The sequence below is a fragment of the Lacimicrobium sp. SS2-24 genome (assembly GCF_002201535.1).
In the GTDB taxonomy this organism is placed as follows: domain Bacteria; phylum Pseudomonadota; class Gammaproteobacteria; order Enterobacterales; family Alteromonadaceae; genus Lacimicrobium.
This window is the reverse complement of sequence record NZ_NIWW01000001.1, coordinates 344,360-362,384: the sequence shown is the minus strand read 5'-3', so window position 1 is coordinate 362,384 and position 18,025 is coordinate 344,360. Positions and strand designations below refer to the sequence as shown.

The 18,025-nt window shown below is 48.6% G+C and carries 17 protein-coding genes; 11 read left to right on the top strand and 6 right to left on the bottom strand.

Translation table 11 applies throughout. The annotated features are described in order from the left end of the window. Positions 1–131: 131 nt before the first annotated feature. A complete protein-coding gene (locus CCY32_RS01570) occupies positions 132–926 on the top strand; it encodes a DUF2189 domain-containing protein (protein WP_088328677.1) in 795 nt (264 codons plus the stop codon). An 11-nt stretch (positions 927–937) separates the two neighbouring features. On the opposite strand, the gene yfaE is transcribed toward CCY32_RS01570, so the two are convergent. The 5 genes from yfaE to ubiG form a co-directional block, all read right to left on the bottom strand. After that, a complete protein-coding gene (yfaE, locus tag CCY32_RS01565) occupies positions 938–1,240 on the bottom strand; it encodes a class I ribonucleotide reductase maintenance protein YfaE (protein WP_281492497.1) in 303 nt (100 codons plus the stop codon). Next, the gene (gene nrdB / locus CCY32_RS01560) at positions 1,215–2,345 is read right to left on the bottom strand and encodes a class Ia ribonucleoside-diphosphate reductase subunit beta (protein WP_088328675.1); all 1,131 of its coding nucleotides are present in this window, start codon (positions 2,343–2,345) and stop codon (positions 1,215–1,217) included. Before nrdB ends, yfaE begins: the two co-directional genes overlap by 26 nt. Before the next feature lie 78 nt (positions 2,346–2,423). Beyond that, complete coding sequence (nrdA, locus tag CCY32_RS01555) at positions 2,424–4,742, bottom strand: class 1a ribonucleoside-diphosphate reductase subunit alpha (RefSeq protein ID WP_088328673.1); 2,319 nt, start codon at positions 4,740–4,742, stop codon at positions 2,424–2,426. 363 nt (positions 4,743–5,105) lie between these two features. Further along, positions 5,106–5,771, bottom strand: coding sequence for an HAD-IA family hydrolase (locus CCY32_RS01550; RefSeq protein WP_088328671.1), 666 nt, complete (start codon positions 5,769–5,771; stop codon positions 5,106–5,108). Next, positions 5,764–6,507: a bifunctional 2-polyprenyl-6-hydroxyphenol methylase/3-demethylubiquinol 3-O-methyltransferase UbiG gene (gene ubiG / locus CCY32_RS01545; protein WP_088328669.1), complete on the bottom strand. Its 744-nt coding sequence runs from the start codon at positions 6,505–6,507 to the stop codon at positions 5,764–5,766. The genes CCY32_RS01550 and ubiG overlap by 8 nt, the downstream gene beginning before the upstream one ends. A 229-nt stretch (positions 6,508–6,736) precedes the next feature. Between ubiG and gyrA the strand changes: the two genes are divergently transcribed. From gyrA to pyrF, 9 genes are all read left to right on the top strand, one after another. Then, positions 6,737–9,424: a DNA topoisomerase (ATP-hydrolyzing) subunit A gene (gene gyrA / locus CCY32_RS01540; protein WP_088328667.1), complete on the top strand. Its 2,688-nt coding sequence runs from the start codon at positions 6,737–6,739 to the stop codon at positions 9,422–9,424. Positions 9,425–9,555: 131 nt separating this feature from the next. Then, positions 9,556–10,641, top strand: coding sequence for a 3-phosphoserine/phosphohydroxythreonine transaminase (gene serC / locus CCY32_RS01535; protein ID WP_088328665.1), 1,086 nt, complete (start codon positions 9,556–9,558; stop codon positions 10,639–10,641). Beyond that, a complete protein-coding gene (aroA, locus tag CCY32_RS01530; RefSeq protein WP_088328663.1) occupies positions 10,641–11,924 on the top strand; it encodes a 3-phosphoshikimate 1-carboxyvinyltransferase in 1,284 nt (427 codons plus the stop codon). The genes serC and aroA overlap by 1 nt, the downstream gene beginning before the upstream one ends. A 134-nt stretch (positions 11,925–12,058) precedes the next feature. After that, positions 12,059–12,739, top strand: coding sequence for a (d)CMP kinase (cmk, locus tag CCY32_RS01525; RefSeq protein WP_088329220.1), 681 nt, complete (start codon positions 12,059–12,061; stop codon positions 12,737–12,739). Between the two features lie 104 nt (positions 12,740–12,843). Further along, positions 12,844–14,517 (top strand): 30S ribosomal protein S1, encoded by a 1,674-nt coding sequence (rpsA, locus tag CCY32_RS01520; RefSeq protein WP_088328661.1) that lies wholly within the window; start codon positions 12,844–12,846, stop codon positions 14,515–14,517. Positions 14,518–14,594: 77 nt separating this feature from the next. Then, complete coding sequence (gene ihfB / locus CCY32_RS01515) at positions 14,595–14,885, top strand: integration host factor subunit beta (RefSeq protein ID WP_088328659.1); 291 nt, start codon at positions 14,595–14,597, stop codon at positions 14,883–14,885. Between the two features lie 135 nt (positions 14,886–15,020). Next, the gene (locus CCY32_RS01510; protein WP_088328657.1) at positions 15,021–15,275 is read left to right on the top strand and encodes a LapA family protein; all 255 of its coding nucleotides are present in this window, start codon (positions 15,021–15,023) and stop codon (positions 15,273–15,275) included. A 5-nt stretch (positions 15,276–15,280) separates the two neighbouring features. Then, positions 15,281–16,450, top strand: a complete 1,170-nt coding sequence (gene lapB / locus CCY32_RS01505; protein WP_088328655.1) for a lipopolysaccharide assembly protein LapB — start codon at positions 15,281–15,283, stop codon at positions 16,448–16,450. Next, the gene (pyrF, locus tag CCY32_RS01500; protein WP_088328653.1) at positions 16,451–17,149 is read left to right on the top strand and encodes an orotidine-5'-phosphate decarboxylase; all 699 of its coding nucleotides are present in this window, start codon (positions 16,451–16,453) and stop codon (positions 17,147–17,149) included. Here the strand turns inward: pyrF and CCY32_RS01495 are convergent. Continuing rightward, positions 17,146–17,328 (bottom strand): hypothetical protein, encoded by a 183-nt coding sequence (locus tag CCY32_RS01495; protein WP_088328651.1) that lies wholly within the window; start codon positions 17,326–17,328, stop codon positions 17,146–17,148. The genes pyrF and CCY32_RS01495 overlap by 4 nt on opposite strands. Positions 17,329–17,404: 76 nt before the next feature. On the opposite strand from CCY32_RS01495, the gene CCY32_RS01490 reads away from it, so the two are divergent. Next, positions 17,405–17,959, top strand: a complete 555-nt coding sequence (locus CCY32_RS01490; protein WP_088328649.1) for an NAD(P)H nitroreductase — start codon at positions 17,405–17,407, stop codon at positions 17,957–17,959. The last annotated feature ends 66 nt before the right edge of the window (positions 17,960–18,025 follow it).

The following is an 18,025-nucleotide window of genomic DNA, read 5'->3' as shown; positions in this document are numbered from 1 at the left end:
TATATGCATGGCATTTTGATATAGCTTCCGTATTTGGTGGGCAGATTTTTAATAATAATTGATTATATATTGACCCCTTTGGTTATTCTTGGCGTAAAGTCATTATATCAGTCAAATATTCCGGAGTGACGATGTCAGAGTCCTTTAAACAGGCGCCTCAAACCCCGATGACACAGAGCGGCATAGCCCGAGTCATTCCTTGCAGGAAGCTAGCTGCCGGCGACCCTGTGAAGTGGTTGGTACTGGGCTGGCGGGATGTGACTAGAGCGCCTGTGTTAACAGCCTTTTATGGTTTAATTTTTGCGGCCATTCCCTGGCTCATTACTTATCTGGTGACGCTAACCGGTTGGCACCTCGTTATTCTGCCTTCTATTGTCTGTTTCATGTTAATCGGGCCGTTCCTGGCTGCAGCCTTGTATGACATTAGTTGGGAACTGGAAAAGGGCCATCAACCCAGCTTGTGGCACAGTATTAAAGCGGTAAAACGCAATGCCGTGAACGAGTGGGGTTTCGGGTTGTTACTGGTCATGCTGATGATCTTCTGGTTACGTATTGCATCGATAATACATGCACTGTACCCCCCATATCTGGACGAAAACTTTGAGAATTTGTTGCCATTTCTGGCATTGGGCACGGTGATTGGTATGGGCTTTACGTTGCTGGTGTTTTTTATCAGTGCCTTTACCCAACCCACACTCATGGAGCGTCGGGTGGATTTGGCGACAGCGGTGCTGACCAGTATGCATGCGGTATGGACTAACAAAGTGCCGATGCTGATATGGGCCGGGATCATTGCAACCAGTGTTGGGATTGGGTTTGTAACGGGTTTCGCCGGATTTATCATACTCATGCCACTGATTGGCTACGCCACCTGGCACGGCTATATCGATACCATAGAGGTGAAGCGGCCGCGCCAATACCAGTAGTAAATACACCGCTAGCCGGGTTTAATCACCAGATTGGAAGTGGGGATACAGCAGCAGGGTAATATTTCGTCGTCATCAATATAGGCCAGCGGATCGGTAACATAATCCACAGTGCCACTGATGAGTTTGGTTCGACAGGCACCACAGAAGCCCTCGCGGCAATGAGAGTGCACCTCGAGCTTATGAGACTCGAGGCTTTCTAACAAGGTACATTCATTGGTACAAGGCAGGGAAGGTGTGACATTTTCCACACTGACCTGAAAGGTGTTACAGACTTTATCCATGACCTCAGAGATCGAAATCTCCGAAGTCATCCGCATTTACTTCGCTGTCTATCTGACCCACCAGGTAAGAACTGATCTCTGATTCCTGCGGCGCCACCTGAACATTGTCAGAGTTCAGATAGTTATTCATCCATGGCAGTGGATTGGTGGTCACCTCAAAAGGAGACTCCATGCCAATAGCGGACATTCTATGGGTAGCGATAAACTCTACATACTGGCACAGGATGTCTTTGTTAAGCCCAATCATAGAGCCGTGCTGGAACAGATAACTGGCCCACTTTTTCTCTTGTTCTACCGCTTTAATGAAAATATCTCTGGCCTGGTCATGGCATTCCTCGGCCACTTCCTGCATCTCAGGGTCATCCTTGCCTTTCGCCCACAGATTGAGAATGTGCTGCGTTGATGTCAGGTGCAGGTTTTCGTCACGGGCAATGAGACGGATGATTTTCGAATTACCTTCCATCATTTCGCGCTCGGCAAAGGCAAAAGTACAGGCAAAAGACACGTAGAAACGAATGGCTTCGAGTGCATTCACTGAGTTCATGCACAAATAAAGCTTTTTCTTCAGTTCACGTTGATTGATCAGATAATCCTGTCCATCAACATGATGACGGCCTTCCCCTTGTGTCTGCCAAAGCTGCGTGGCAAAAATCAAGTCATCGTAGTAGCGGGAGATATCGGATGCACGCAACTTTATTTCTTCATTGAGCACGATATCTTCAAAGACATCGCTGGGATCAGAAAACAAGTTACGCAGAATATGGGTATATGAACGGGAGTGTATGGTCTCAAAAAACGACCAGGTTTCTATCCAGGTTTCCAGTTCGGGTAACGAAACGATAGGTAGAAACGCGATATTCGGACTGCGTCCCTGAACAGAGTCCAGCAATGTCTGGTATTTAAGATTAGAAATGAAAATATGCTTTTCAGGATCGGTCAGTTTTTGGAAGTCGACCCGGTCTTTGCTGACATCCACTTCTTCGGGACGCCAGAAGAATGAAATCTGCTTCTCAATTAACTTCTCAAAAATACTGTGTTTTTGCTGGTCATAACGGGCAACATTGACCGGATTGCCGAAGAACATAGGCTCTGTCAGCGGATTGGATACTTGCTGGTTAAACGTGGTGTATTTCATTGATTGTTCGATTTAGTGATGCTGATATTTCATTGGCAGTCCCTATCTGAGACAGGGACTGCCAACCACGGATAGAGGTTAAATCTTACAGGCACCGCCTGCGCAATCGTCATCTTCTTCAATTACAGCTTCTACCGCAGGGCGCTCTGCTTTTTTCGCAACCATCTCACCCTGGGTGTCGGAGGCACCATCACGGGTGTTATGGTAATACAGCGTTTTTACGCCCAGTTTGTAGGCTGTTAACAAGTCTTTGAGCAGCAGTTTCATGGGGACTTTGCCGCCATCGTATTTGCCCGGGTCATAGCTGGTATTGGCTGAGATCGTTTGATCAACAAACTTCTGCATAATGGCCACCAGCTGCAGGTATCCGTCATTCGATGGAATGTCCCATAACAACTCATACTGATTTTTCAGGCGCTCATACTCTGGCACGACCTGTTTCAGTACGCCGTCTTTACTCGACTTGATACTGATATGGCCTCTGGGCGGTTCAATACCATTGGTGGCATTGGAGATCTGCGATGAGGTTTCTGATGGCATCAGCGCCGACAGTGTACTGTTGCGCAGGCCATGTTGCTGAATCGCCTCTCTTAAGCCATCCCAGTCATATTGCAATGGCTCATTGCAAACCCCATCGAGATCTTTCTTATAGCTGTCGATGGGCATAACGCCTTTGGCATAAGTGGTTTCGTTAAATTTCGGACACGCACCTTTCTCTTTTGCCAGATTGTTTGAGGCTTTTAATAAATAGTACTGAATGGCTTCAAATGTACGGTGAACGAGTCCATTGGCGCTGCCATCAGAGTAACGTACTCCATGCTTGGCCAGGTAGTAGGCAAAGTTAATGACACCGACCCCCAGCGTCCGACGACCCATTGTCGCATTGTATGCGGCCGGAACCGGGTAATCCTGATAATCCAGCAAACTGTCGAGGGCGCGCACGGCAAGCTCAGCCATTTCTTCGAGCTCATCCAGGCTCTCAATGGCGCCGAGATTAAAGGCAGAAAGGGTACACAGGGCAATCTCGCCGTTCTCGTCATTGACATGTTCAAGGGGCTTGGTCGGCAGCGCGATCTCCAGACACAGATTGCTCTGACGTACAGGGGCAACCTGCGGATCAAACGGGCTGTGCGTGTTGCAATGATCCACATTCTGTAAATAAATCCGGCCTGTGCTGGCGCGCTCCTGCATAAACAGACTAAACAGTTCCACCGCTTTAATCTGCTTTTTACGGATGCCCGGGTCCTGCTCATACTTGATGTACAACTGCTCGAATTTATCCTGATCGGCGAAAAACGCATCATATAATCCAGGTACATCTGACGGACTGAACAGCGTGATATGTTCATCCTTGATCAAACGCTGATACATGAGCTTGTTAAATTGCACACCATAATCGAGATGTCTGACGCGATTCTCTTCAACGCCCCGATTATTTTTTAATACCAGCAATGACTCCACTTCCAGGTGCCAGAGGGGATAAAACAAGGTTGCAGCACCACCACGAACGCCACCTTGAGAACAACTCTTTACGGCAGTCTGGAAATACTTGTAAAAAGGCAGACAGCCCGTATGAAAGGCTTCACCACCGCGAATGGGGCTACCCAGAGCGCGAATTCGACCAGCGTTGATACCGATGCCTGCACGTTGGCTGACATATTTAACGATGGCACTGGCCGTGGCGTTAATCGAATCAAGGCTGTCCCCGCATTCAATCAAAACACAGGAGCTGAATTGACGGGTAGGGGTGCGCACACCGGACATGATTGGGGTAGGCAGCGATATTTTAAATTTGGAGACGGCATCATAGAAACGTTTGATGTAGTCCATCCGCGTTTCTTTTGGATAATTGGCAAACAGACACGCCGCTACCAGAATATACAGAAACTGTGCGCTTTCGTAGATTTCGCCGGTTACCCGGTTCTGAACAAGGTATTTGCCTTCTAACTGCTTCACCGCAGCATAACTGAAATCCATATCCCGCCAATGATCCAGATACTCATCCATCTGCTCAAACTCGGCCTGGGTGTAATCTTCCAGTAAGTGATGGTCATATTTGCCCATGTCGACCATTTTCGCCACATGCTGGTACAACGCAGGCGGTTCAAATTGACCATAGGCTTTTTTACGCAGATGGAAGATTGCCAGTCTGGCCGCCAGATATTGGTAGTCGGGGCTTTCTTTGGCGATCAGATCCGCGGCTGACTTGATCAGTGTTTCATGGATATCTGAGGTTTTGATGCCATCATAAAACTGGATATGTGCCTTTATCTCTACCTGAGACACAGATACGTTCTGTAATCCTTTGGCAGCCCAGGTGATGACTTTGTGAATTTTGTCCAGATCAAGGTGCTCTTGTTCGCCAGAGCGTTTGGTAACGAGAAGCGTATTATTCATGCCAGTAGCCGTCTTGTTGTTATCTGTTTAGCGCACTCTAGGCACAGCGATATACTGCTGTACGGAGGAATTTATGTTGAAAAATGGTCACAACCGCTTCTCAACAGGACACAAGATAGTGAGGTTTTTGATGATATGCAACCCAATATCTGGTGTTTTATTGGGCATTCAGACACCAGGGTGAAAAGAGGTTAGTAGCGACTCACTGAATAGTGGCTAACAGCAAGGGATGCTCAGGAATGCAATAGCTGAAAATCAGATATTTGACTCATAAAATATTTAAATCCAAAAAAGGTTGGCGCTATAAAAATACGATCTATGCCCCTGACAAAACGCTTCCTCTTAAGCAACAGGCAAGCAAATTCAGTTCAGGTACTCAAGCAGAGCGTCCGGGCTCTGAATACGTAATGCCGTATCCCAGTGCTCGGGGCCTTCACTGGGGCAAATATAGCCATATTCAGCCAGTACAGGCACCATTGTTGCAGCCCGCGCTGCCTGAATATCCCGCTCAGCGTCGCCCACGTACCAGATCTGTTCTGCCGCCACGCCAATATGTTGTTGTGCTTTTACCAACTGAGCCGGGTGGGGTTTACGCTGGGGCAGGGTATCGCCACTGATGATAATATGCGCCTGACGCAATTCCGGGTAATGGGATAGCAGGTTGGTAGTCAGATAACCGGGCTTATTGGTAACAATGCCCCAGGGCAAATTGGCACTGTGCAACCCCTCAATCACCTGTCTGACGCCGTTAAATAAACAGGTATGGTGCTGCAGTTGCTGTTCATAGTGAGATAAAAATTCTGCCCTGAGCGTGTCATAAGAGAAATCGGCCAGAGTATTACCAAAACCCAGCGCTAACATTCCTTTGGCGCCGTGAGAGGCGATGGGTCGATATTCATCGTATTCACGTAACGGCAACGCATACTGCGCTAACATTTTATTCAGAGCATTGCCCATGTCTCTGGCCGTATCCAGCAAGGTGCCATCGAGGTCGAACAGCATCGCTTTGGGGGAGATGATATCAGTCATGCTCGGGCCGGATGCAGTTCAAAAGGTAATTTACATCGACATTCTTATCAGACAGATAATAATCCCCCCCCAGTGGGTTGAGGTGCAAACCCTGAATATCGCGACACAACAGGGCCGTATCATCGAGCCAGCCAATCAGTTCACTGGGACGAATAAATTTGCTGTGTTGATGAGTCCCTTTGGGCACCAGATTGAGCACGTATTCTGCACCTATAATCGCCATCAGATAGGACTTGATGTTGCGGTTTAAGGTCGAAAAAAACACCTGTCCGCCAGGCTTGACTAATTTGGCACAGGCTTTTACAACGGATTCGGGATCAGGCACATGTTCGAGCATTTCCATGCAGGTGACCACGTCAAACTGTGCCGGTTGCTGTGCCGCGAAGTCCTCAACGGTGCAAAGTTGATACGTTACCTCAACCCCGCTTTCCAAACCGTGCAGACGCGCGACTTCCAGCGCATCCTGCGCCATATCTATGCCGGTGACCTTAGCTCCCTGCTGCGCCATACTCTCGGCCAGAATGCCACCACCGCAGCCCACATCAAGCACACGTTTTTCGAACAAGCCATGACTGTTCTGACTAATGTAATCAAGACGCAAGGGGTTAATCTGATGCAATGGCTTGAATTCGCCGTCCCGATCCCACCAGCGACTGGCGAGGGCTGAAAACTTATCGATTTCCTGTTGATCCACATTCGCTGAGTGGTTGGTTGAAGGGGCATCTTGTTGCAACATCGCATGCTCTTTCGGCTAAAAAAATAAGGACATCAGTATAAACATCTGCCACTGGCATAGATAGGGCTGAATGAGCAATCAGCGGCTATTTATTTGTAAATTTAGGTGGTACTATTGACGGCTACCAAAACCCTAAACGAAACCAAAAAATTTACCGGTGCCCGTTAACGGCTATGGCCGATATTGAGACCGGAAGATGTAGATTATAAAAAAGGGAACAGGGCTGTATATGACTGATCGCGCCAAAGAAATTCTCCCCATTAATATAGAAGATGAACTGAAAAGCAGTTATCTGGATTATGCCATGAGCGTCATTGTAGGGCGTGCCTTGCCTGACGTCCGCGATGGTCTCAAACCAGTACACCGGCGTGTACTGTTTGCCATGAATGAGCTGAAAAACGACTTCAACAAGCCGTATAAAAAGTCCGCCAGGGTCGTCGGTGATGTAATAGGTAAATATCACCCACATGGTGATTCGGCGGTATATGACACCATAGTGCGAATGGCCCAGCCTTTCTCCTTGCGCTACATGTTGGTCGATGGTCAGGGTAACTTTGGTTCAGTGGATGGCGACTCTGCTGCTGCCATGCGTTATACCGAAGTTCGTATGGCCAAAATTTCACATGAATTGTTAGCCGATCTGGAAAAAGAAACGGTTAATTTTGTGCCCAACTATGACGGTACCGAACAGATTCCAGAAGTCTTACCGACCAAAGTGCCCAATCTTTTGGTGAATGGCTCCTCTGGTATTGCGGTTGGGATGGCAACAAATATCCCTCCTCACAACCTTACGGAAGTGATTACGGGTTGTATTGCACTGATTAATAATCCGGACATCAGCATTGAAGAGCTGATGCAGTATATTCCCGGCCCTGATTTCCCCACTGCAGCAATGATCAGCGGACGCAAGGGTATTGAGGAAGCTTATCGCACGGGTCGCGGTCGTATCTATCTTCGGGCCAAGGCAGAGATAGAAACCGAAGATAATGGTAAAGAAACCATCATTATCAATGAAATACCCTACCAGGTTAACAAGGCAAGGTTGATAGAAAAGATTGCCGAACTGGTTAAAGAAAAGAAAATCGAAGGGATTTCTGCGCTGCGCGATGAATCTGACAAAGATGGTATGCGCATCGTGGTAGAGGTGAAGCGTAACGAATCAGCCGAAGTATTGCTTAACCACCTGTATGCTCAGACCCAGTTACAGACTGTGTTTGGCATTAACATGGTGGCGCTGGATAACACCCAGCCGAAGATATTTAATCTCAAAGAAATACTTGAAGCGTTTGTCCTGCATCGTCGTGAAGTGGTGACCCGCAGAACTGTTTTCGAACTGCGCAAGGCAAGAGATCGTGCTCATATCCTTGAAGGTCTCGCGGTTGCATTGGCAAACATCGACCCGGTTATAGCTTTGATCAAAGCGTCCCAAAGCCCGGCAGATGCAAAGGCCTCGCTGGTTGCACAAGGTTGGGCTCTGGGTGACGTGGCCGATATGCTTGAGAGAGCCGGCGTGGATGCAGCAAGGCCTGACTGGTTAGAGCCTGAATTCGGTATTCGTGATGGTCAGTACTATTTAACGGAAGCCCAGGCACAGGCCATTCTGGAATTGCGTCTGCATAAGCTTACAGGCCTGGAACACGATAAAATTCTGGCCGAATACAAAGAGTTACTGGAACAGATTGCTGAATTAATGCATATCCTTGCCAGTCCAGAACGCCTGATGGAAGTGATTCGTGAAGAGCTGGAAAAAATCCGCGATGAGTACGGTGATGAACGCCGTACAGAAATTACTGCGGCCAGTCATGACATTGATATCGAAGATCTGATCGAACGTGAAGATGTCGTGGTTACCTTGTCTCATGAAGGTTATGTGAAGTATCAGCGCCTGGCCGACTATGAAGCACAGAAGCGGGGCGGCAAAGGCAAGTCAGCCACGAAGATGAAAGATGAAGACTTCATTAACAAGTTGTTGGTAGCCAATACACACGACTATATCCTTTGTTTCTCCACCCGCGGGCGACTTTACTGGATTAAGACCTATCGTCTGCCATTGGCAGGACGTAACGCCAGAGGCCGGCCAATTGTCAACATCCTGCCACTGGAAGAAAATGAACGCATCACAGCGATGATGCCAATCAGTGAATTTGTGGATGATCGCTATGTATTGATGGCAACCGCCTTTGGTACGGTTAAGAAAACTGAACTGAGTCAATATTCCCGTCCGCGCGCCAGCGGTATTATTGCCGTCAATTTGAACGAAGGTGACGAATTGATAGGTGTCGCACTGACTGACGGGCAAAGTGATATCATGCTGTTCTCCGATGCGGGCAAAGTGGTGCGCTTTAACGAAAAAGCTCGGGATTCAGAGACCGGTGAGGTGAAAATTGATCCTGAAACAGGTGAAGAAATTCTGGCCTTGCGGCCAATGGGGCGCACAGCAACCGGTGTACGTGGCATTCGTCTGCAGGATAATCAGAAAGTGGTATCCCTGATTGTGCCCCAAGGGGATGGTGCGGTATTGACCGTGACAGAAAACGGTTTCGGTAAACGCACGCCACTGGATGATTATCCGGCGAAAAGCCGAGCCACTCAGGGCGTGGTATCAATCAAAGTTTCGGAACGAAATGGCGCTGTTGTGGGTGCTGTACAGGTTGACGAGACAGATGAGATCATGCTTATCAGTGATCAGGGTACATTGGTACGTACCCGGGTATCCGAAGTCTCTACGGTTGGCCGTAACACCCAGGGTGTCAGGTTGATCCGTACGGGTGAAAATGAGCACGTGGTCGGACTACAGCGGATTGAAGAGGTTGATGCCTCTGATGCCCTCGCTGAAGAAGAAGGTGTGCAGGAACACGAGTCCAGCATCTCGGATGCCAATACCGATAATGACGGCGCAATAACGACAGAAGATTGAGCCGGAGGATGCATGTCAGGTGCGGTATTTTCACCTGATCATAAAAGACCTCAGTAAGAAGGTTATGTCCTCTTTAGTCTGATTAAAACGAGCGGTCGATAGGCCGCTCGTTTGTTGTTGTGAGAGTATGAATGAGTAAGGTGTTTAATTTTTGTGCCGGTCCCGCTATGTTGCCGGCCCCGGTTATGGCCCAGGCCCAGGCAGAATTACTGGACTGGCAGGGTCATGGTTGTTCTGTAATGGAACTCAGTCATCGCAGCAAAGCGTTTGTGGAGTTAGCGCAACAGGCCGAGTCAGATTTGCGTGAGTTGCTCAGTATCCCGGACAATTATCGGGTGCTTTTTACTCACGGAGGAGGCCGCGGACAGTTCTCTGCGGTGCCCATGAACTTAAGTGGTGAAGGCCAGTCGGCCGACTACCTGGTATCGGGTTCATGGTCAGCCGCTGCCATCAAGGAAGCGGAAAAATATCTGCAACCTTCTCAGGTGGCGGAAGCTGAAACCCTGGACGGCGTCATTCAGATGCCGGATCCCGATAAGTGGCGTCTTAATCCGGCCGCAGCGTATTTTCACTATTGTCCCAATGAAACGGTGGATGGCATCGCGATTAACGACATACCACAAACCGGGGATGTTCCTATTGTGGCAGATATGTCGTCTACCATTTTGTCATCGCCGGTAGATGTGTCGCGTTTTGGAGTCATTTACGCTGGTGCGCAGAAAAATATTGGGCCTTCCGGACTTTCTGTCGTAATTGTCAATGACGCGCTGTTAGGTAAAGCCAGGAAAGACACCCCGTCAATATTTGACTATCAGCTGCAAGCCGAGCAGGGCTCGATGTTCAATACACCGCCTACTTTTGCCTGGTACCTGGCAGGTCTGGTCTTCAAATGGCTTAAAGCAGAAGGTGGGGTAAGCGAGATGCAGCGTCGCAATGATGCTAAAGCCGCACTGTTGTACCAATGTATCGACGAGTCGGGTTTTTATATCAACCGGATCCACGCTTCTTACCGCTCAAAAATGAATGTTCCGTTCCAGTTGCAGGACCCTGCACTGGACAACGTCTTTTTGCAACAAGCCGAACAAGCCGGATTGACTGCCCTGGCGGGGCATCGGAGTGTAGGGGGGATGCGGGCAAGTATTTACAATGCCATGCCTTTAGAGGGTGTGCGGGCGTTGGTTGATTTTATGACCGACTTTGAAAAAAGGATGGGCTGATGGAGCAACTCAGACTTGAACCCGTCGCCAGCATCGACGGTGAAATTAACCTGCCAGGTTCCAAAAGTTTATCCAATCGGGCATTACTGTTAGCAGCACTGGCTCAAGGCGAGACATTGCTGACTAATTTGCTCGACAGTGAAGACATTCGTCATATGTTAAAGGCACTGAGCCAGTTGGGTGTCAGTTATCAACTGAGTGATGATAAGACTGAGTGCCGTGTGCAAGGACTGGGAGGTGCATTTAATGTGTCTCAACCTCAAACCTTGTTCCTGGGGAATGCTGGTACGGCAATGCGTCCTCTGGCGGCAGCCCTGGCTGTTTCTCAGGGCGTGTTTGAACTGACCGGCGAACCGCGCATGGAAGAGCGGCCTATCGGTGCGCTTACCGATGCATTAATTGCACTGGGCGCGGATATTCAATGTCTTAAAAACGATGGCTTTCCACCGCTTCTGATTAAAGGTAAATCCTTGTCAGGTGGGACGATTCAAGTGGACGGCAGTGTCTCCAGTCAGTTTTTGACAGCCGTGCTGATGGCGGCTCCACTGCTCAAAGGCGAGGTGCAGATCGATATTATCGGGGAGTTGGTATCAAAGCCCTACATTGATATTACCTTAGATACCATGGCGAAATTTGGTGTACAGGTAGAAAATCATGATCATCAACGATTTGTGATCGCCGCGGGACAAACCTACCGTTCACCCGGGCACTTTTTAGTTGAGGGGGATGCGTCATCGGCCTCTTACTTCCTCGCCGCAGCAGCAATAAAGGGTGGGAAAGTGCGTGTCACGGGTATTGGCAGAGACAGTATTCAGGGCGATAAGAACTTTGCCAGGGTGCTCGAGGCGATGGGTGCACGGATCACATGGAATGCAGCCTCCATAGAGGTAGAGCGTGGTGAGTTGAACGCAGTCGATATGGATATGAACGCCATTCCCGATGCGGCCATGACCATCGCCACCACTGCGCTTTTTGCGCAAGGCACCACTGCGATTCGCAATATCTACAACTGGCGTGTAAAAGAAACCGATCGCCTGCATGCGATGGCCACCGAATTAAGAAAAGTGGGTGCCCATGTTGTGGAAGGACAGGACTTTATAGAGATCACCCCGCCAGCCAAGTTACACGAAGCCTGTATCGATACATACAATGATCATCGGATTGCCATGTGTTTTTCTCTGGTTGCACTGGGAGATACAGCCGTTGTGATTAATGATCCAGGATGCACGGCAAAAACCTTTCCGGATTACTTCGAACAATTCGCTCGGGTCTGCCAGCGTTGAATTGCTCTCAGTTTGGTTAGCGGGGCCGGCTAGATTGTCCCGTTTAGCCAACCTATTTCCCACTTAAATTGCTTATCCCTGGTTAAGGCGTATAATTGCGCGCGTTTTTAGCCAGGACTGATATTGGAGAAGAGATGCAATCAGCAGCTGTCATAACGATCGACGGACCGAGTGGAGCGGGAAAAGGCACTGTCAGTGCACTGCTCGCAGCACGGCTCGGCTGGCACTTTCTCGACAGCGGTGCCATTTACCGTGTGTTAGCCGTGGCCTCTGTGCATCACCAGATCGATACCCAGGATGAACTTGGGCTTGTTCCGCTTGCCTCCGGGTTAGACGTCAACTTCGACATCCAGGATGGACATACCCGCATTATTCTTGAAGGCGAAGATGTCAGCGACAGTATTCGTAGTGAAGAAGTGGGGGCACTGGCATCCCAGGTGGCCTCTTTACCTCGTGTCAGAGAAGCATTATTACGTCGTCAGAGAGCGTTTAAAGAGTCGCCAGGATTAGTGGCAGATGGACGAGATATGGGAACGGTGGTATTCCCTAATGCAGAAGCAAAAGTCTTTCTTACCGCATCCGCCGAGGAGAGGGCGAAGCGACGCTACAAGCAGTTGAAAGATAAGGGGCGCGATGTTAGCATTGACCGCCTTTTGACCGACATAAAAGCGCGTGATGAGCGGGATATGAACCGTTCGGTCGCGCCTTTAAAGGCGGCTGAAGATGCATTAGTGGTTGACTCTACGCAAATGACGGTAGAGCAAGTGCTTGATACTGTTATGGATTTTGTAGAAAGTAAAATTCATAAACAGTAGCGAAATGGAAAAGCTGCTCGGGGCCAGGAAGGTACGAGCCAATACGAACAACCCCACATTAGCGGGAGTGCTGAGTGGATGTCAATATGTAAATTAATCAAATTATGACTGAAAATTTTGCTCAACTTTTTGAAGAAAGTTTAAAACAACTTGAAACCCGTCCTGGTGCCATCGTAAAAGGTACTGTTGTTGCGATCGATAAAGATATTGTTCTGGTCGATGCGGGTCTTAAGTCTGAAAGTGCCATCCCTGCCGAGCAGTTTAAAAATGCTGAAGGCAACCTGGAAATCGCAGTGGGCGATACCGTTGATGTGGCACTGGATGCGGTGGAAGACGGCTTTGGTGAAACCATCCTGTCTCGCGAAAAAGCCAAGCGTCATGAAGCCTGGGTTGAGTTAGAAAAAGCTTATGATGAAAAGGCCACTATCATTGGTGTGATCAATGGTAAGGTCAAAGGTGGCTTTACGGTTGAAGTGAATGCCGTACGCGCCTTCTTGCCTGGTTCTTTGGTTGATGTTCGTCCAGTGCGTGACACCACTCACCTGGAAGGCAAGGAACTCGAATTTAAAGTTATTAAACTGGATGCCAAGCGTAATAACGTTGTGGTTTCCCGTCGCGCTGTTATCGAAGCTGAAAACAGTGCTGAGCGTGAGCAGTTGCTGGCCAACCTCGAAGAAGGTCTGGAAGTTAAAGGTATTGTTAAGAACCTGACAGACTACGGTGCGTTCGTTGATCTGGGTGGTGTAGACGGTCTGTTGCACATCACCGATATGGCCTGGAAGCGTGTTAAACACCCCAGCGAGATCGTTAACGTAGGTGATGAGATTCAGGTTAAGGTCCTTAAGTTTGATCGCGAAAAATCGCGCGTGTCTCTGGGCATGAAGCAAATGGGCAGCGATCCATGGACAGAAATTGCAGATCGTTATCCGGAAGGTACTCGCCTGAGCGGTCAGGTGACTAATCTGACTGACTACGGTTGTTTCGTTGAGATTGAAGACGGTGTTGAAGGTCTGGTTCACGTTTCAGAAATGGATTGGACCAACAAGAACATTCACCCCTCTAAGGTGGTCAATCTTGGTGACACCGTTGAAGTTATGGTTCTGGAAATCGACGAAGAACGTCGCCGTATTTCACTTGGCCTGAAACAATGTAAACCTAATCCTTGGGAAGAGTTTGCTAAGTCGCACAACAAAGGCGACAAAGTGTCAGGTAAGATCAAGTCTATCACTGACTTCGGTATCTTCATTGGTCTGGATGGCGGCATCGATGGTCTGGTTCACCTGTCTGATATCTCCTGGAACAAGACCGGAGAAGAAGCAGTACGTGAATTCAAGAAAGGTGATGAAATTTCTGCCATCGTACTGCAGGTTGATCCAGAGCGTGAGCGTATCTCTCTTGGCGTTAAGCAAATCGAAGAAGATCCTTTCAATAAGTATCTGACAGATAACAAGAAAGGTGCTATCGTTGTTGGTAAGGTTACCGCTGTAGACGCCAAAGGCGTAACAGTTGAGCTGGCTGAAGAAGTTGAAGGTTACATCCGCGCAGCTGATTTGATGCGTGACCGTGTAGAAGATGCTTCTGAAGTGGTAAATGTCGGTGAAGACATTGAAGCCAAGTTCGTTGGTGTAGATCGCAAAAACCGTGTTGTGAGTTTGTCTGTGAAGGCAAAAGATCAGGCGGAAGAGAAAGAAGCGATTGAAAAAGTGAACCAACAGGACGATGGTGGCTTTGGCAGCGCAATGGCAGAAGCCTTTAAAGCAGCCAAAGGCGAAGAGTAACAGAACGGGAGACCGTTTTGGTCTCCCCTCTGACTTCATCGGTAACTGTAGGGCTTTACCAGGACAACGAGGTTGCCATGACCAAATCGGAATTAATCGAAAGACTGGCCGAACAGTCTCAACATATTCCTGCTAAGGATGTTGAGCTGGCAATAAAGGAAATGCTGGAACAGATGGCGCAGACTCTGCAAAAAGGAGAGCGCATCGAGATCCGCGGATTTGGTAGTTTCTCTCTGCATTATCGGGCACCCCGCGTGGGCAGAAACCCTAAAACAGGTGAAACTGTTAAACTGGATGGTAAGTACGTTCCACATTTTAAACCGGGTAAAGAACTCAGGGAACGAGTCAATGATGGTATGAGCCATTAATAGATATTGAATAAAAACGGCATTCTTTTCAGAATGCCGTTTTTTTTTCTTTGCAATTCATTGGTATAATCAAATCTCTATTTTTTATACTGCATAAAATGTTCTGCCGTTTTATGTGGTCTGCTGGAGTTCCCCTTGAAACTGATACTGGCGTTATTGCTTGCTTTGTTGGTGTTCCTGCTGGCGTTGGCGGTAGGCGCACAAAATGAACAACTGGTTCAGGTTAATTATCTGATTGCACAAAGCACACTTCCTTTATCGGTATTAATGGCCATTTGTTTGGTCAGCGGTATCCTGCTGAGCCTGATCATCGGGGCGTTATGGTTTATCAGTTATCGCATCAGGGCGCGCCGGCGTAGCAAAGTGACCCAAGCTTCTCCGGGAGCCTGAGCTCAATGCTTGAGCTTCTTTTCCTCCTTCTGCCCGTTGCCGCAGGATATGGCTGGGTCATGGGACGCAACAGTGTGCGCCAGGCGCAACGAAAACAGTCCAGTATTCTCTCCCGCCATTATTATCGTGGTCTCAATTTCTTGCTGTCCGATCAGCCTGATAAAGCGGTTGATACCTTGATGAAAATGATCAACGTGGACAGCGACACAGTGGAGACACACATTGCGATGGGCAACTTCTTTCGCCATCGGGGTGAGCTCGATCGGGCTATCCGCGTCCATCAAAACCTGGTGGACAAGGAACAGCTCTCCGAGGCGCAAAAACAGCAGGCCCTCAAAGAATTAGGCAGAGATTATCTGCTGGCGGGCTTTTTAGAACGCGCTGAAGCCGTCTTTTTACAATTGCTCGACAGTGACAAGTATTTTCTGGATGCCCAGCAACAACTGTTTAATATTTATCAAAGCACCAAGGAGTGGGAGAGGGCCATTGAACTGGCCGAGAAGATGGTCGATTGCCACGGCGACAGTCTGGAACTATGTGAGCGGGTATCGCATTTTTATTGTGAGCAGGCAGAAGTTCACTTAAAGAAGCAAGGCTATAAAGAAGCTGAAAAGTGTCTGCAAAAAGCCATTTTGTCCGATGAGCACGCCGTACGTCCCTGGTTGACGTTGGGGAAAATGGCGATCGAACAACAAGACTATGCACAAGCCCAGAATTATTTACAGCAGGTACCTGTACGCGATATTACCTGGCTCAGTGAGGCGGTACCACTGATGGAGGAGTGTGCACAGCAGTGTGACGACTATAGTGCTCTGGAAGCCATGCTGGAAGCGTATTATCAGCAATGTGCTACGGCCTACCTGGCGCGTTCAAGACTGTTGGCAAGAAAAGGGCAGACGGCGGAGGCGTCCGAGTTCCTGCTCAGACAATTGCGAGAGAAACCCACCATGAAAGGCTTCGAAACACTGATTTCCCAGTACCGTGAGCACGATGGTGGGCAACAGGTGGACATCAGTCTGGGGATGTTGCAAGAGCTGATCCACGAACAAATTGAACAACGGCCTAAGTATCGTTGTGTTTCCTGCGGTTTTTCCGGCCGCAAAATTCATTGGTTATGCCCATCCTGCAAAAAATGGGGGGTTGTGAAGCCTATCAAAGGCTTGGACGGAGAATAGATGAAAGATGCAAAAGTAGTGGTGGCATTAGATTTTGATTCTGAGCATAAAGCGCTCAGCTTTGCTGATAGTGTCGACCCCACAACCTGTCGTTTGAAGGTAGGCAAAGAAATGTTTACGTATTTTGGCCCTGACTTTGTCAAACAACTGGTTTCCCGTGATTTTGACGTATTTTTAGATCTGAAGTTTCACGATATCCCGACTACGGTAGCAAAAGCCTGTTGTGCCGCGGCAGAATTGGGGGTGTGGATGATAAATGTACATGCCAGTGGCGGCACGAAAATGATGCAAACCAGCCTTCAGGCTTTACAGGAATTTGGTGAGCAGCGCCCATTGCTGATTGCCGTGACTGTACTTACCAGTATGTCGGCAGACGATTTGTCTGAGATTGGCATTTCACGCTCACCCGCTGATCAGGTAAATCATCTGGCGACCCTGACAAACCAGGCCGGACTAGATGGTGTGGTATGTTCAGCCCAGGAAGCGAAGGCACTGAAGCAACGTTTTGGTTCGTCGTTTAAGTTAGTCACACCAGGAATCCGACCTCAGGGCGCAGCCTTGGGCGATCAGCAGCGGGTAATGACGCCCGAGCAGGCACTTCATGCGGGAGTGGATTATATGGTCATAGGCCGACCTATCACTCAGGCAGCCGATCCGGCGAAGGCATTGAGTAACATTAATCAGTCGTTAATGGGCTAAGGTCGTGCTTTTTTCTCATCTTCTTTCAGCCAGGCCTGAATTAGCCTGGCAATGCGCTTAGGATCGTCTTCGGCGTAAGCTTTAATTAGCCGGGCCGTATTTTCATTGCGTTTAAGCCCGGCATTATCAAACAACTGTTGTAATTTACCGCGTTGGGCTGATCTCTCTGCTTTTGTCATTTACCGGTTTACTCCAGGCGGATGAAGTGGCATTTTTAGTGTAGAACACACCAATCTGAATACTGGTATCCATTTTATGCAAGCTTTGGATTTATTACTCAATCGCTCGTCTCAGCCGAGACTGCAAGATCCTGCTCCAACCGGTGAAAGCCTCGACAACATCATGCAGGCAGCCTTGAGAGCGCCAGACCATATGTCACTCAAACCCTGGCGGTTTATTGTCTGTCAGGGAAAAGGATTGAAAAGACTGGGTGAAGTCTTTGAGTTGGCGGCTATTAATACGGATATGTCGGAAAAAGATATCGAACGGGCATCGCAGTTACCGCTTCGTGCCCCCATGCTGATTGTCGCGATATGCCACCATAAAGAGCACGATAAAGTGCCATGGATAGAGCAGGTGGCTTCAACAGCGTGTGCAGTGCATGCCATGCAAATGGCTGCCGTTGCACAGGGATTTTCAGGTATCTGGCGCACGGGGAGTTATGCACAGAATGAAGAAGTGAAAAAGGCCCTCAATGTTGCAGAACAAGATGAAATTATGGGCTTTTTGTATTTAGGCTCGCCGGTCACTCAACCCTTACCCAAACCTGTGCCGGATCCAAGTCAATTCTTTGAATTCTGGAGCGAGTAGCTCAGGCTCGCTTGCCCGGGTTGATGTTAAGTGTTCTCTTTCAACACGATTTCGCTAAGCTGTGAA

Bases quoted from the DNA above. Each gene is read 5' to 3' on its own strand.
- CCY32_RS01570 (WP_088328677.1), top strand. From the start codon at position 132: ATGTCAGAGTCCTTTAAACAGGCGCCTCAAACCCCGATGACACAGAGC.
- ihfB (WP_088328659.1), top strand. From the start codon at position 14,595: ATGACCAAATCGGAATTAATCGAAAGACTGGCCGAACAGTCTCAACAT.
- lapB (WP_088328655.1), top strand. From the start codon at position 15,281: ATGCTTGAGCTTCTTTTCCTCCTTCTGCCCGTTGCCGCAGGATATGGC.
- cmk (WP_088329220.1), top strand. From the start codon at position 12,059: ATGCAATCAGCAGCTGTCATAACGATCGACGGACCGAGTGGAGCGGGA.
- CCY32_RS01550 (WP_088328671.1), bottom strand. From the start codon at position 5,771: ATGACTGATATCATCTCCCCCAAAGCGATGCTGTTCGACCTCGATGGC.
- gyrA (WP_088328667.1), top strand. From the start codon at position 6,737: ATGACTGATCGCGCCAAAGAAATTCTCCCCATTAATATAGAAGATGAA.
- pyrF (WP_088328653.1), top strand. From the start codon at position 16,451: ATGAAAGATGCAAAAGTAGTGGTGGCATTAGATTTTGATTCTGAGCAT.
- ubiG (WP_088328669.1), bottom strand. From the start codon at position 6,507: ATGTTGCAACAAGATGCCCCTTCAACCAACCACTCAGCGAATGTGGAT.
- yfaE (WP_281492497.1), bottom strand. From the start codon at position 1,240: ATGACTTCGGAGATTTCGATCTCTGAGGTCATGGATAAAGTCTGTAAC.
- CCY32_RS01495 (WP_088328651.1), bottom strand. From the start codon at position 17,328: ATGACAAAAGCAGAGAGATCAGCCCAACGCGGTAAATTACAACAGTTG.
- rpsA (WP_088328661.1), top strand. From the start codon at position 12,844: ATGACTGAAAATTTTGCTCAACTTTTTGAAGAAAGTTTAAAACAACTT.
- CCY32_RS01490 (WP_088328649.1), top strand. From the start codon at position 17,405: ATGCAAGCTTTGGATTTATTACTCAATCGCTCGTCTCAGCCGAGACTG.
- serC (WP_088328665.1), top strand. From the start codon at position 9,556: ATGAGTAAGGTGTTTAATTTTTGTGCCGGTCCCGCTATGTTGCCGGCC.
- nrdA (WP_088328673.1), bottom strand. From the start codon at position 4,742: ATGAATAATACGCTTCTCGTTACCAAACGCTCTGGCGAACAAGAGCAC.
- nrdB (WP_088328675.1), bottom strand. From the start codon at position 2,345: ATGAAATACACCACGTTTAACCAGCAAGTATCCAATCCGCTGACAGAG.
- aroA (WP_088328663.1), top strand. From the start codon at position 10,641: ATGGAGCAACTCAGACTTGAACCCGTCGCCAGCATCGACGGTGAAATT.